Source organism: Peterkaempfera podocarpi (assembly GCF_042466665.1).
GTDB lineage: Bacteria > Actinomycetota > Actinomycetes > Streptomycetales > Streptomycetaceae > Peterkaempfera > Peterkaempfera podocarpi.
The window spans coordinates 2,082,797-2,096,538 of sequence record NZ_CP162102.1 but is presented as its reverse complement, the minus strand read 5'-3'; the positions used below and the strand labels follow the sequence as shown (position 1 = coordinate 2,096,538).

Genomic DNA, 13,742 nt, shown 5'->3' with positions numbered 1-13,742 from the left:
GCCGTGGGAAAACATCGAGGGACACGAGGAGTGCACCGATGCGGTCGGGGAGATGACGTGCAGTCACATGCACCGCAGGAGCACCGCAGCTATCTGCGGACCCCCGACGGCTTCACCGTCCGCACCGCCGGCCGCACCGAGCTGAAGGCCTGCGTCGAGCTCTACCGGCGGGTCTTCGAGATCGCCCCGCGGGAGGAGGCGGTCACCCCCCGGCTGCTCTCCGCGCTCGGCGGCCACAGCGGCCTGGTGATCGGCGCCTACCGCGACGAGGAACCCGGCGACCCGGTGGGGTTCGCGTACAGCTTCCTCTCCCGCGACGAACGCACCGGCACCCTGTACCAGTACTCCCAGGTCGCCGTGGTCGAGCCGGAGCTCCAGGGCCGCGGCCTGGGACAGGCGCTGAAGATGGGTCAGCGCAGGGCCTGCCTCGCCATGGGCATCGGCCTGCTGCGCTGGGCCTTCGACCCGCTGCGGGCCCGCAACGCCCGCTTCAACACCGACGTCCTCGGGGGCGTGGTGCGCACCTTCGTCCCCGACTTCTACGGCGACGCCGCCGCCGGGCGCGACCGGGGACTGGCCACCGACCGGCTGATCGTCGACTGGGATCTGATGGACGAGCGGGTGCTCGCCCGTGCCGCGGGCGGCCGGGCCCGCCCCGCTGCCGTACGGGCCGAGGGGCTTGAGCCCGGCCGGGTGCGGATCACCTACGGCGCGGCCGCCGAGCCCGACCCGGCGGCCGGTCCCGCCGCGGCGGCCCCGGTGCGGCCCGCCACCGCCTGCCTTCCGGTGCCCGCGGACTGGGCGCGCTGGCGGGAGCTGAACGGGCCCGAGCGGGCCCGTGCACTCCAGCAGCGGGTCGCCGCGTCCTTCACCGGCCTGCTGGATTCGGGCTGGGAGGCCTTCTCCTGCCCGCGCGCCACCGACGGCCTGGCCGTCTATGTCTTCCGCCGGAGGAGTCCGTGAACGGTCTCGCCTCGCAGTGGTCCGACCCCCGCCAACTGCTCCAGGACGCCGCCGACCAGCTCGGCGACGACGGCCGCCGGCTCGCCCGGCTGCTCCTGGAGGACTACCCCGGCTCCGCGCTGCGCCCGGCCGAGGACCTGCTGCGGGCCTCGGCGGCCCCCTACCGGGCCCTGAGCGAGCTGGTGGAGCTGGCCGGCTTCGCCAGTATGGCGGAGCTGCAGTGGCGGGTCCGCGAGGAGCAGGACCGGGAGCTTCGCACCCCCGAGGAGCGCTACAGTGCCCGGGTCAACGGCAGCGACAGTGGCGACCTGGTGGGCCGCGCGGCCGACCACGAGGCCGAGAACGTCCGCCACACCCTCCAGCACCTGGCGGCCGGCGACACCCTGGAGCTGGCCGCCGCGGTGATCGTCGCCGCCCGTAGCCGCTATCTGCTGGGGGAGCGCAAGTCCTATGCCTTCGCCCAGCTGCTGGCCGCCGACCTGTCGGCGGTACTGCCGCAGGTGACCGTCGTCGGAGGCTGCGGCGGGCGGGACGTGGAGGCCCTGCTGGACGCCGGACCGGCCGATGTCGCCGTCGCCTTCGGCCTGCGCCGCTACAGCGTCGGGACGCTGGAACTGGTCCGGGCGCTGCGCGACCAGGGCGTACCGGTGGTGGGAGTGACCGACGCGCCGGACAGTCCGCTGGCGGAGCTCAGCGACTACGCCCTGGTGGCCGTCACCGCCTCCACCTCCTTCACCGATTCCCCGACGGCGGTCGCCGCCACCGTGCACGCCCTGTCGCTGGTCGTCGGGGCCCGGGCCAAGGGCGCCCGGCGGCGTCTGGCGCGCCGTGAGGAGATCGCCAGAACCCTGTCCGTCTACCGGGAGCCATGACGGCACCCCCGCGCCGCGACCGTCCCCCGGCCGAAGCCCGACCGGTCAGGTTCACCCTGCCGGGGGACCTCTTCGGCTCCGGCCGCTACTTCCGGCAGGACGTGGTACGGACCCGTGGGGCCCGGTCGCGGCAGCGTCCGTACGGCCGGACCGCACCCGCTCCGCACAGACCCTGACCGCGGTGACCGCCCGCCGACCGTGCCGGGCAGAGAGGGAGAGCAAGCTGATGCGCATTCTGGTCTCGGCAGACATGGAGGGCGCCAGCGGCGTCACCTGTCCCCAGGACGTCCGCCCCGGCAGCGAGCAGTGGGACCGCCTGCGCCGGATGCTGACCTCCGACACCAACGCCGCAGTGCAGGGGTTCCTCGACGCCGGTGCCGACGAGGTGCTGGTCAACGAGGCGCACTGCACCATGCGCAACATCCTGCTGGAGGAGCTGGACCCGCGTGCCGCCATGCTCACGGGCCGGCACAAGCCGCTCGGCATGATGGAGGGCGTGCTGGAGGCCGACGCGGTGGCCTTTGTCGGCTACCACACCGGCGGCGGCGAGCCCGGTGTGCTGTCCCACACCTATATGCCCAGCGGCCTCCTCCAGCTGCGCATCAACGGCGAGCCCGCCTCCGAGGGCCGGCTGAACGCGCTGCTCGCCGCCGAGGCGGGAGTGCCCGTGGTGCTGGTCACCGGGGACGACCTCACCTGCAAGGAGGCCGCCGACTGGGCTCCGCACGCGCGCACCGTGGCGGTGAAGACCTGCGTCAGCCGCTACGCCGCGGTCTGCCTGCCGCCGGCGCGCACCGCCTCGCTGATCCGTGAGGCCGCAGCCGGCGCACTGGAGGCCGTGGGCCGGCCGCAGAGCGTGCCGCGCGGCCCCTGGCGGTTCGAGCTGGAGTTCGACGCCACCCAGCTCGCCGACGCCTGCACCGCCGTGCCCACCGTCAGCGCCGAGGGCCCCCGCACCGTGGCCTTCACCAGCGAGCGGATGTACGACGGAATGCGCTGCTTCCGGGCCCTCACCCAGGTGGCCGCGGCCGCCCGGGAGCCCGACTATGACTGATCCCGAACCCGAGGAACCCGACGGCCTCTGCGCCCGACTGCCCGCCGCCGCCCGCGCCAGGGAACGGCGTATGCGGCGCCGGCTCGCCCAACTGGTCGCCCTGGAGTCCCCCTCCGGCGACGCCCTCCGGCTGGACCTGCTGGCCGGCGAACTGACCCGGGGACTCGCCGCGGCGGGAGCCCAGGTCGAGCGGATCCCCGGCGCACACGGCGACCACCTGGTGGCCCGGCTCGACGGGCGGACCGACGGCGGCCATCTGCTGGTGCTGGCCCACCACGACACCGTCTGGCCGGCCGGCAGCACCGCCGAACTCCCCTACCGCGAACACCGCGACGGCACCGCCACCGGAGCCGGGGTCTTCGACATGAAGGGCAGCCTGGTGGTGCTGGAGACCGCCCTCGCCCTGCTCGGCGAACTCGGGGCCTGCTGCGCCCGGCCCGTGGTGGCCCTGGTCCTCTCCGACGAGGAGGTCGGCAGCCCCGACGGCGGCCGGCTGGTCGCCCGCCACCTGCCGGGCGCCGCCGCCGCCCTCGGCCTGGAACCCCCGCACCCCGACGGCGGGTTGAAGACCGCACGCCGCGGCTCCGCCCGCATCCGGCTGGAGGTCACCGGCAGGGAGTCCCACGCCGGACTGGAGGCCGCCCGGGGCGTCTCCGCGATCGACGAGCTCACCGACCAGCTGCTGGAGCTGCGCGGACGCATCGGGGCCCGCCCCGGCAACGCCGTCAACGTCGGCCGGATCAGCGGCGGCACCCGGGCCAATGTGGTCGCCGGACGGGCCGAGGCCGAGCTGGGACTGCGGTTCACCGAGGCCGCCGCCGAGCGGGAGGCGCTGCGGCTGCTGGCCACGTTGCCGCCGCACCGGGCCGGGGCCAGGATCCACGCCGAGGTCCTCTCCCGGCGCCCCGCCTGGCAGCCCGGCTCGGACCGCGCCCTGATGGACCACGCACGGGCGCTCGGCGCCCGGCTGGGGCTGAACCTCACCGGGGGCCCGGCAGGCGGGGCCGGCGACACCAACTGGCCCGGCGCCGCCGGGGTTCCCACCCTCGACGGGCTGGGACCGCAGGGCGGCGGCGCACATGCCCGCAGCGAGCACATCCGCCTTGACGCACTGGCCCCCCGGCCGCTTTGCTGGCGGCCCTGCTCGCCGCCGCGCCGCCCACAGGCTGAGCAGCGCCGCCCCGCGCTGCGCACAGCCACCCGGCGGGGCGGTGCACCCTCCGGGGGCCGTGCGCGTACCGGGCCGCACGGCTGCGGACGGACGCCGGTCCGCTGCCCGGCCCCGGGGGCCCGGGCGGTCACCGACCGCTCGCCCGCCCGAAGGCCCGTGCGCCGGGCCCGGGACGCCGTCTGCGGGCGGCCGGGTGCGGCCGGGGGAGGGATGTGGTGGGCCGAATGGGTTGTCCGGTGTTCGTTGAGGGCAAACATTGCTGACGAGGCGTTGCCTCGGGCCACCCCCGGTGGTGTTCTTTGGCATCAAACTCTGCCCCCGGAGGTTCCATGACCAGGCACGTCCGCCCCGTCCGCTGGGGCGCCGCCACCCTCGCCGCTCTGCTCGCCGCCACCGCGTGCGGCGGCTCCGGAGGGAAGGGGAAGGGGGACGCCACCGGTGCGGACGCCTCGTACAGCGTCGCCCTGACCGAACCCGACCATCTGACCCCGGGCAACACCTCCAGCAGCTACTCCATCGATGTGCTCAACGGTGTCTTCGACACCCTGGTGGTCCTGGACCCCAAGGACGGCCATCCGGTGATGCAGGCGGCGCAGTCGGTGACCTCCGGCGACCAGCGCAACTGGACCGTCAAGCTCAGGGCCGGGCAGAGCTTCCAGAACGGGGAGAAGGTCACCGCGCAGAGTTTTGTGGACGCCTGGAACGCCGCCGCGTACGGCCCCAACGGCTGGGCCAACAACTACTACTTCGGCAACATCGAGGGCTATCCGGCGCTCAACCCGGAGGACGGCAAGTCGGCGCCGGCCACCAAGACCCTCAGCGGCCTCAAGGTGGTGGACGACCTCACCTTCACGGTGAAGCTGACCGCCCCCTTCAGCCCCTTCCCGATGACGCTCTCCTACATGGGCTTCGCGCCGCTGCCCAAGGCCGCCTTCAGCGACCCCAAGAATTCGACGTCCACCCGATCGGCAACGGCCCCTTCCAGATGGACGGGGACTGGCAGCACAACCAGCAGATCGCGCTCAAGAAGTACAGCGGCTACAAGGGCCCCCGGCCGGCCGCGGCGGGCGGTGTGCAGTTCAAGATCTACGCCAACAAGGACACCGCCTGGACCGACTTCCAGGCCGGGCAGGTGGACTACATGGTGAACATCCCGCCCGCGCACATCCCGGAGGCCAAGCGGCTGCTCGGCGACAGGCTGCTGGACACCCCCAGCGGCACCATGGACTACCTGGGCTTCCCGGTCTTCGACAAGCGCTTCGCCGACCCCAGGCTGCGCAAGGCCTTCTCCATGGCGATCGACCGCAAGGCCATCGTCAACGCCGTCTACAACGGCGCCTACCAGCCGATGGCCTCGCTGCTGGCACCCAACGTCCCCGGCTACCGCAAGGACGCCTGCGGTGAGGCCTGCACCTACGACCCCGCCAAGGCCAAGCAGCTGCTCGCCCAGGCGGGCGGCTTCAACGGCCCGCTGGAGCTGTGGTTCGCCAACTCCGACGCCACCTACGAGCAGTGGATGACCGCGGTCGCCAACGAGCTCAAGCAGAACCTGGGCATCCAGCAGATCACCTTCCGGAAGATCCCGGCCGCCGACTACTCCTCCACCCTCTCCGGGAAGAAGGAGAGCGGGCCGTACCGGCAGAACTGGGTGATGGACTACCCCAACGCCCAGGACTACCTGGAGCCGATGTGGGGCAACGGCAACAAGATGGGATGGCAGAACCCGAAGTTCCTGGACCTGGTGAAGCAGGCGAACCAGGCGGCCGACTCCGCCACCGCCATCCGCCTCTACCAGCAGGCCGAGGATGTCGCGCTGGGAGAGATGCCGATGGTGCCGCTGTGGAACTGGACCGACTACTCCGCCTACTCCGACCGGCTGCGAGACGTCAAGGTCGACCCCTACATCACCCTCCACCTCGACCAGATCAGCGTGAAGTAGATGTGGCGGTACACCGCGCGGCGGCTGCTCCAGGCGGTGCCCGTCTTCCTGGGGACCACCTTCCTGATCTACGCCCTGGTCTTCGCCCTGCCCGGAGACCCGGTGCGGGCCCTGGCGGGCGACAAGCCGGTCTCACCGTCGGTGCTGGCCGCGCTGCACCAGCGCTACCACCTGGACGACCCCCTGCTGGTGCAGTACGGCAAGTACCTCGCCGGGCTGCTGCGCGGCGACCTCGGTGAGACCTTCACCGGGCAGAGCGTCTCCGACCTGCTGCGCGACCGCTGGGCGGTGACGGCCCAACTGGCCGTCACCGCCTGGCTCTTCGAGCTGGTCTTCGGCACCGTCCTCGGCGTCATCGCCGGGCTGCGCCGCGGCAAGGCGGTGGACACCGCGGTGCTGGCCGGCACCACCCTGGTGATCGCGGTGCCGGTCTTCGTGGTGGGCTACACCGCCCAGCTGCTGATCGGCCTGAAGTGGCAGCTGCTGCCCACCGCGGGCACCGAGGACGGGTGGCCCACCAGTTATCTGCTGCCCGGCATGGTGCTGGGCTCCTTCGGGCTGGCGTATGTGGCCCGGCTGACCCGCACCACACTGATCGAGAACCTGCGCGCCGACTATGTCCGCACCGCCACGGCCAAGGGGCTGACCCGCACCCGCACCGTGGTGGTGCACACCCTGCGCAACTCCCTGATCCCGGTGGTCACCTTCCTGGGGGTGGACTTCGGCTCGCTGATGGCCGGGGCGGTGGTGACCGAGGGCATCTTCAACCTGCCCGGGGTGGGGCAGCAGGTCTTCCAGTCCATCCAGCTCAAGGAGGGCCCGGTGGTGGTCGGCGCCACCACCGCGCTGGTGCTGGTCTTCCTGCTGGTGAACCTGGCCGTGGACCTGCTCTACGGCGTCCTGGACCCGAGGATCCGCCATGAGTGAACCCACCACACTGGACCCGGTCGCCGCACCGCTGCCCGAACCCGGCCACCCGCCGGCCGAGCCGGCCCGGCGGCGCGGCGGCGACGCCTGGTACGAGCTGCGCCGCAGACCCCTGTTCTGGTGCTCCATGGTGATCCTGGTGCTCGCCGCGGTGATGGCGGCGGTCCCCTCGCTCTTCGCCCGGCTGGGGCCCAATGAACAGTGCGATCTGCTGCGCGCCAAGCAGGGCCCGGCCTCGGGGCATCCGTTCGGCTGGGACGTCCAGGGCTGCGACTACTGGTCGCAGGTGGTGCACGGGGCCCGGCCCAGCCTGGTGGTGGGCACCGCGGTGACGGTCTTCGCGCTGGCGGTCTCGGTGGTGCTGGGCACGATGGCCGGATACTTCGGCGGGGTGGTCGACGCGGTGGTCTCGCGGCTGACCGACATCTTCTTCGGCCTGCCCTTCGTCCTCGGTGCCACGGTGATCCTGGTGGCCTTCCCCGGGCACGGCATCTGGGCGATCACCCTGGTGCTGGTGGCGCTCGGCTGGACCACCATGACCAGGATCATGCGCTCCCAGGTGATCGCGGTACGGGAGGCCGACTTCGTCCTCGCCGCCCGGGCGCTGGGCGCGGGGCCGCTGCGGCTGATGGCCCGCCACATCCTGCCCAACGCCTTCGCGCCGGTCTTTGTGGTGGCGATGCTCAACGTCGGCAATGTGATCGCCGGCGAGGCCACGCTGGACTACCTGGGCGTGGGACTGCAGTACCCCACCGTCTCCTGGGGCCTCCAGCTGAACATGGCGCAGGACTTCTATGCGGACCACCCGCATCTGCTGGTCTTCCCCGCCCTCTTCCTCTCGGTGACGGTGCTGTCGTTCCTGCTGCTGGGCGACGCGGTACGGGACGCCCTCGACCCCCGGCTGCGCTGACGCCGTCCAGGGGCGCGCCCCCGGGGCGGTACGGCGTTGCCGAAGAATCATTGAGGGAGTGAAATGTTCACTCTATGATGCTCATCGGTCCATCTACCGAGGAGCCGTCAGTGACCGAGCAGCAGCCCCAGCGCCCCACAGAACTGCGTCTCGCCCGCGCCCTGCGCGACGTCCTGGACCCGTACCACACCGGCTCCATCCTGGCCCTGCAGTCCGCAGCCGCCTTCCGGCCGTACGGCATCACCCACCCCTGGGCGGTCTACTTCGCCGGACGCGCCGCCCCGCTGGGAGCGGTCACCGCCCCGGTCGTGGACGCGATCTTCTACCACTTCAGCCCCGCACTGATCGCCCGCTCCATCCCCGTGGTCTGGGACCGGGCGGACCCCGGGAAGATCCTCGGCGCCCGCCTCGCCGGTGCCGACGCCGCCCTGCGGGCACTCCTCGGCGACCGGGTCGTCGAATCCCCGGAGATCGCCGAGGCGGCGGAGCTGGCCGCCGCCGCAGCAGCCGCCTGCACCGCAGCCGGGCGCCCCCTGGGCGCCGCCAACGCCGCACTGCCGCTCCCCGAGGAACCCCACCTCAGGCTCTGGCAGGCCGTCACCACGCTGCGCGAGTGGCGCGGCGACGGACACAATGCCGCCCTGCTGCGCTCCGGCCTGGACGCGGTGGAGGCGCTGGTCGCCATCACCGCCGAGGGCGGCGAGGTCCGGGCGTCCCTCCAGCCGCGGCGCGGCTGGTCCGACACCGACTGGGAGGCCGCGGAGCGCCGGCTGGCCGACCGCGGGCTGCTGGACGGCGACGGCAGGCTCACCGAGGAGGGCCTGGCCGTACGGCACGGTGTCGAGGACCTCACCGACCGGCTCGCCCTCGCCCCCTGGGAACGGCTGGGCACCGGCCCGAGCATCCGCCTCCACCAGCTGGTCAGGCCGCTCTCCACCGCCCTGGCCGCAGCCCTGGGGCATCCGCTGCCCGACCTCCCCGAGGACCTGGTCGCCTGACGGCGGGCCCGCCGTACGGCATCTGGTGGTGGGGCGGCGGTTCCGGCAAGCTGGGGCCGCCGCCCGCACCGCCCGCCCCCACGGCGGCCCCGCAGCACCGCCGCAGGAGGAGCCGATGCCGACGCTGCCCTGGAGACAGCCCGCGGATGCGCACACCCCGGGGGCCGCTCCCACCGGTGCCGAGGCCGTGGTGCTGGCCACCCGCCTGGGGCTGCACCCCGCCCGCTCGCTGCCGCTCTTCCTGCTCGCCGCGCTGGCGCTCCGCCGGCGGGTACTGGCCGCCGAAGGGGCGCTGGGCGTCTCGCTGGCCGCGGAACTGCGCTCCGGAACCCTCTGGACGCTCTCCGCCTGGCGCGACCACGCCGCCCTGGACGCCTTCGTCCGCGGCGGGCCCCATGTGGACGCCATGCGGCGCTTCCGCCGCCGCACGGTCAGTCCCGTCTTCATCTCCTGGACCCTTCCCGACACCGACCTGCCGGTCGACTGGGAGGAGGCCCGGCGACGCGTCGCCGAGGCCGAGAACCCGCCCGGCAGCTGACGGGCCGGCGTCCGGCTCAGCCCTCCTGGCCCAGCACCATCCACCGCTGCGGATCCGCCAGCGGCCGGAAACCCACCCGCTGGTACACCCCGTGGGCGTCCCCGGTGGCCAGCAGCACCCGCCGCAGCCCGTAGGGCGCCAGATGGTCCCGGACCGCCGCCGCCAGCGCCAGGCCGAGCCCCCGCCCCCGGTGCGCCCGGTCGACATAGACATCGCAGAGCCAGGCGAAGGTCGCCAGATCGGTGACCACCCGGGCGTAGCCGCACTGGCTGCCGGAGTCGTCGTAGGCCCCGAAGTTCAGCGAACCGTCCGCGGCCCGGTCCACGGTCTCCCGGCTGCGGCCCAGTGCCCAGTAGGCGTCGGTGGACAGCCAGTGGTGCACCAGAGCCCGATCGATGCGCGCCGGGTCGGTGTCGATCCCGTACCCGGCCGGTATGCCTGCGGTCATGGCAGGTCAGCCTACCGGCCGCCCGACCGGCGCAGCGCGGCTGGCATTCTTGAGCGCGTGACCGATCCCTTCGACGAGCCCTCGCCGGCAGCCGCCCGCGACGCGGCGCCGCAGTATGTGCTTCCGCTGGTGGTCCGTCTGGAGCGGGCCGAGCCCCCCGGCCGCACCGACGCCCTGGAGACCGCCGCCCGCGCGGTGCTGACCCTGCTGGCCGACCCCAGGGCCACCGGCGGCGAGTGGACCGAGGTGGTGGAGGCCTGGCAGGACGCACGGATCCGCAAGGTGGTGCGGCGGGCCCGCGGCGCCGAGTGGCGGCGGGCCGAGGCCCTGCCGGGGATCACCGTCACCGGCGACGCCGCCGAGGTGCGGGTCTACCCGCCCGTACCGCTGGACGCCTGGCCCAAGGACCTGGCCAGGCTCCAGGTCTCCGGTACGGACCTGGACGACCCCGCGCCGCCGCCCGCCCCGGACCCCGGCACGCCGGTGCTCTGGCTCAACCCGGGGCTGGAGATGAGCGCCGGCAAGACCATGGCGCAGGCCGGGCACGCCGCCCAGCTGGCCTGGTGGGAACTGACCGAGGGGGAGCGGGCGGCCTGGGCGGCGAGCGGCTTTGCGCTCGCGGTGCGCACGGCGGAGTCCGTCGGCTGGGCGGCCCTGGTGGAGAGCGGGCTGCCGGTGGTGCGCGACGCCGGCTTCACCGAGATCGCCCCCGGCTCCTGCACCGTGGTCGCCGATCTGCCCGCGCTGCGGGCGGCCCGCCGCTGACCCGGCCGGGCCCGGGACGGCGCGACCGCGCGCCGGCCGGGCCCGGCCGCACATCAGTGGCGCTCGGCCTTGGCGACCTTGGCCGTGGTGCCGGCCTGGGTGGCCTTGGAACCAAAGGTGAGCAGCGTGGCGGTCTGCCCCGGGCCGAGATCGTCGAGCGCCGTCACCGCGCTCTCCACCACCGTGCCCGCGCCGTCCGCGAAGTCCACCTGGACGGCATAGGAGGCCGCCTGGGCGGTGTGGTTGGTGATCTTCACGGTGGCGGCCGGATGCCCATGGGCGGTGGCCTCGTCGACACCGGAGAGCTGGACGTCCCCCACCGCGTTGCCGCGGCCCTTGACGCTCTTCAGCGAGGCCGAGGCGGCCGCCCGGGCGGCGGCGAGCTGGGGCGACACCGACTCCACCGACGTCGGGGCGACCGCCGGCGCGCTCTGGCCGCCGACCACCGGCGGGGGTGTGGCGTCGCCGCTGCACGCGGTGGTGCCGGCCGCGACGCCGGCTGCCGCCAGCAGCAGCGCAAGGGTGGTGGTGAGCGGTCGGCGGGTGCGCGGACGGCCCGGTCGGGCGCTGCGGGGGTGCTGTTCGTTGCGGTTCACCGGTCTCCTTGAAAGGCATCGCGGGCGTCGGCCCGCGGGGGAGTCACTGGCCTTCCGTCCCGGACGCATGGCAGACCGGTCGTCGTCGATCCCCGGCGGCCCGCGGTCCCGTGAAGCGTCCGCCGGTGTCGGCCCCGAGGCCCGGGGCGATACGTTCCCGTGCCGGACGCTTCGCAGTCGTGGGGTGCGGGTCGGGTGCCGCCTCCGATGCAGAGGCAGGGGGCTACGACTCTGTGAAGCGCTGAGCAGCATACAAGCCCCGCGCCCGTCGGCCGAGAGGCCGATCACCCGGGGCCGGTGCGGCCCGGGCTCACCCCGGTGCCAGGACGGGGAGGAAGAGCCGCATCCGCACTCCGCGCTCCAGCGGCTCGGCGGCGACGCCGCCGCCGTGCGTCTTGGCGACCTGCCGCACGATGGCGAGCCCCAGGCCGGAGCCGGGCAGTGAGCGGGCCGCGGGCGAGCGGCCCTGCTCCCAGGTCCTGAGTGTCCGTCATATACTCCACCGTCTCGGTGAGCCGGCACACCAGGCGGAGCGCCCGGCCCGCGACCAGCCGGGCCGCGAGGGCGGGCGGTGACCCCTGCCCCGCTGCCCCGAAGCCAGCAGACCAGGCGGAGTTCAGGGCGACGGTCAGCGGACCTTGGAGCAGCCTTGGAGAATCCGCCCGGGCTCCCGTCCCCCGGCCGGTGCCGCGTCCAGACAGGAGAGCAGCTCACGGGCGGCCGGGCCCAGCCGGTCGTCGGCGGGCACTGCGACCGCCACCTGCCAGCCGTGGGCCTCGGCGTCCGCCAGCGGGAGCGTGCGCAGCTCCGCAGCCTGCGGCTTGCGGGTGTAGGCCAGCGGCACCACGGCGACGCCCAGACCGTGCTGCACCAGGTCCAGCAGGCTGTGCACATCGTTGACCTCCAGGGCGACCTGCCGGTCGACCCCGGCGGAGGCGAACAGCCGGTCCGTCACCGCCCTGGTGCCCCAGTCGGCGTGGAAGTCGACGAAGGCCTCGCCGCCCAACCGGGCCGCCGTCACCTGTGGTGCGTCCGCCAGCGGATGGTCGGCGCGGCAGACCGCGACCATCGGCTCACGGACCAGCGGGATCAGCCGTACGGCCTCCGGGGCGGCCCCGCACAGGGCGACAAACGCCAGATCGACCCGGCCGGCCGCGACATCCTCCACCAGGGCCGCGGAACCGGCCTGCCGCAGCCGTACCTCCACTCCGCCGTGTGCGGCACGGAACCGGGCCAGCAGCGCGGCGACGTCGACCCCGGCGATGCACTGCTCGGTGCCCACCGACAGGGTCCCGCGCAGCAGTCCCTGCACGGCCGCCACCGCCTCCCGGGCGGCCCGTACGCTGGCCAGCGCCCTGGCGGCGTCGCCCAGCAGGGCCTGCCCGGCGCCGGTCAGCTCGACGCTGCGGGTGGTGCGGAGGAACAGCGGGGCGCCGAGCTCCCGCTCCAGCGCCCGGATCGACGCCGACAGGCCGGACTGGGAGACCATCAGCCGCTGGGCCGCCCTGGTGAAGTGGCGCTCCTCGGCGACGGCGACGAAGTACTCCAGATGGCGCAGTTCCATGATTGTGCAGCGTAGCTGCTCAGTGCCTTCGCTTTCTTCTATTGGACGGCAGGCGGTTGCGGGGAGAGGCTGGCAGCGTCCACCAGCGCGACGAAGGGTGCAAGGACCATGCAGACCCGCCGGATCGGCGACACCGAGGTCAGTGCGATCGGGCTCGGTGCCATGCCGATGTCCATCGAGGGCCGCCCGGACGAGGCCCGCTCGATCGCCGCCGTCCATGCGGCGCTCGATGCGGGGGTCACCCTGATCGACACCGCCGACGCCTACCATCTGCACGCCGACGAGGTCGGCCACAACGAGTCCCTGGTCGCCAAGGCGCTCTCCGGCCATGCCCGCGGCGGCGACGTCCTGGTGGCCACCAAGGGCGGCCATCTGCGGCCCGGTGACGGCCGCTGGACGCTGGACGGCTCGCCCGAGCACCTCAGGGCGGCCTGCGAGGCCTCGCTGTCCAGGCTGGGCGTCGAGGCCATCGGCCTCTACCAGTTCCACCGCCCCGACCCCCGGGTCCCCTATGCGGACTCGGTCGGTGCGGTACGGGACCTGCTGGACGCCGGCAAGATCCGGATGGCGGGCATCTCCAACGCGAATCCCGAGCAGATCCGGCTGGCCAACGAGATCCTGGGCGGCCGGCTGGTCTCGGTGCAGAACCAGTTCTCCCCGGAGTTCCGCTCCAGCGAGCCGGAGCTGGAGCTCTGCGACGAGCTGGGCATCGCCTTCCTGCCCTGGAGCCCGCTGGGCGGCATCTCCCGGGCCGGTGGGCTGGGCACCACCCATGCCGCCTTCGCCCGGGTCGCCGGGGCCCACGGGGTCTCCCCGCAGCAGGTCTGCCTGGCCTGGATGCTGGCCAAGTCGCCCGTGGTGATCCCGATCCCCGGCTCCAGCAGGCCGGAGACCGCGCGTGACTCCGCGGCCGCCGCCGACCTGGTGCTGGACCCGGCCGAGCTGGCGGAGCTGGACGCGGCGCACTGACCGCGGCAGGACCCGTGCCCCACCCCCG

Annotated in this window: 13 protein-coding genes and 2 pseudogenes; 11 read left to right on the top strand and 4 right to left on the bottom strand. The window is 73.8% G+C overall.

The window, feature by feature from the left end; genetic code table 11:
• Positions 1-57: 57 nt before the first annotated feature.
• The 9 genes and pseudogenes from AB0761_RS09215 to AB0761_RS09175 all read left to right on the top strand — a co-directional run bounded on the left by AB0761_RS09215 (position 58) and on the right by AB0761_RS09175 (position 9,372).
• A complete protein-coding gene (locus tag AB0761_RS09215) occupies positions 58-963 on the top strand; it encodes a hypothetical protein (protein ID WP_377268477.1) in 906 nt (301 codons plus the stop codon).
• Complete coding sequence (locus AB0761_RS09210; RefSeq protein ID WP_377268476.1) at positions 960-1,835, top strand: MurR/RpiR family transcriptional regulator; 876 nt, start codon at positions 960-962, stop codon at positions 1,833-1,835. Before AB0761_RS09215 ends, AB0761_RS09210 begins: the two co-directional genes overlap by 4 nt.
• 226 nt (positions 1,836-2,061) lie before the next feature.
• Positions 2,062-2,889 carry a M55 family metallopeptidase gene (locus tag AB0761_RS09205; protein WP_377268475.1) on the top strand — a complete coding sequence of 276 codons (828 nt, stop codon included), beginning with the start codon at positions 2,062-2,064 and terminating at the stop codon, positions 2,887-2,889.
• Positions 2,882-4,393: a M20/M25/M40 family metallo-hydrolase gene (locus AB0761_RS09200; protein WP_377268474.1), complete on the top strand. Its 1,512-nt coding sequence runs from the start codon at positions 2,882-2,884 to the stop codon at positions 4,391-4,393. The genes AB0761_RS09205 and AB0761_RS09200 overlap by 8 nt, the downstream gene beginning before the upstream one ends.
• A pseudogene (locus AB0761_RS09195) lies at positions 4,390-5,999 on the top strand (ABC transporter substrate-binding protein). The gene AB0761_RS09200 and the pseudogene AB0761_RS09195 overlap by 4 nt, the downstream one beginning before the upstream one ends.
• Positions 6,000-6,926 (top strand): ABC transporter permease, encoded by a 927-nt coding sequence (locus tag AB0761_RS09190; protein ID WP_377268473.1) that lies wholly within the window; start codon positions 6,000-6,002, stop codon positions 6,924-6,926.
• Complete coding sequence (locus tag AB0761_RS09185; protein ID WP_377268472.1) at positions 6,919-7,836, top strand: ABC transporter permease; 918 nt, start codon at positions 6,919-6,921, stop codon at positions 7,834-7,836. The genes AB0761_RS09190 and AB0761_RS09185 overlap by 8 nt, the downstream gene beginning before the upstream one ends.
• A gap of 110 nt (positions 7,837-7,946) precedes the next feature.
• A complete protein-coding gene (locus AB0761_RS09180) occupies positions 7,947-8,834 on the top strand; it encodes a hypothetical protein (RefSeq protein ID WP_377268471.1) in 888 nt (295 codons plus the stop codon).
• A gap of 115 nt (positions 8,835-8,949) precedes the next feature.
• A complete protein-coding gene (locus AB0761_RS09175) occupies positions 8,950-9,372 on the top strand; it encodes a DUF3291 domain-containing protein (protein ID WP_377268470.1) in 423 nt (140 codons plus the stop codon).
• A gap of 16 nt (positions 9,373-9,388) precedes the next feature.
• On the opposite strand, the gene AB0761_RS09170 is transcribed toward AB0761_RS09175, so the two are convergent.
• Positions 9,389-9,820, bottom strand: a complete 432-nt coding sequence (locus AB0761_RS09170) for a GNAT family N-acetyltransferase (RefSeq protein ID WP_377268469.1) — start codon at positions 9,818-9,820, stop codon at positions 9,389-9,391.
• Positions 9,821-9,877: 57 nt separating this feature from the next.
• On the opposite strand from AB0761_RS09170, the gene AB0761_RS09165 reads away from it, so the two are divergent.
• Positions 9,878-10,585 carry an aminoacyl-tRNA hydrolase gene (locus AB0761_RS09165; protein ID WP_377268468.1) on the top strand — a complete coding sequence of 236 codons (708 nt, stop codon included), beginning with the start codon at positions 9,878-9,880 and terminating at the stop codon, positions 10,583-10,585.
• Between the two features lie 53 nt (positions 10,586-10,638).
• On the opposite strand, the gene AB0761_RS09160 is transcribed toward AB0761_RS09165, so the two are convergent.
• The 3 genes and pseudogenes from AB0761_RS09160 to AB0761_RS09150 all read right to left on the bottom strand — a co-directional run bounded on the left by AB0761_RS09160 (position 10,639) and on the right by AB0761_RS09150 (position 12,745).
• Positions 10,639-11,181, bottom strand: a complete 543-nt coding sequence (locus AB0761_RS09160) for a hypothetical protein (RefSeq protein ID WP_377268467.1) — start codon at positions 11,179-11,181, stop codon at positions 10,639-10,641.
• A gap of 310 nt (positions 11,182-11,491) precedes the next feature.
• Positions 11,492-11,626 (bottom strand): annotated as a pseudogene (locus tag AB0761_RS09155) (ATP-binding protein); the annotation flags it as partial.
• Between the two features lie 183 nt (positions 11,627-11,809).
• A complete protein-coding gene (locus tag AB0761_RS09150) occupies positions 11,810-12,745 on the bottom strand; it encodes a LysR family transcriptional regulator (RefSeq protein ID WP_377268466.1) in 936 nt (311 codons plus the stop codon).
• A 108-nt stretch (positions 12,746-12,853) separates the two neighbouring features.
• On the opposite strand from AB0761_RS09150, the gene AB0761_RS09145 reads away from it, so the two are divergent.
• Entirely contained in the window at positions 12,854-13,714 is an 861-nt protein-coding gene (locus AB0761_RS09145) for an aldo/keto reductase (protein WP_377268465.1), read from the top strand.
• The last annotated feature ends 28 nt before the right edge of the window (positions 13,715-13,742 follow it).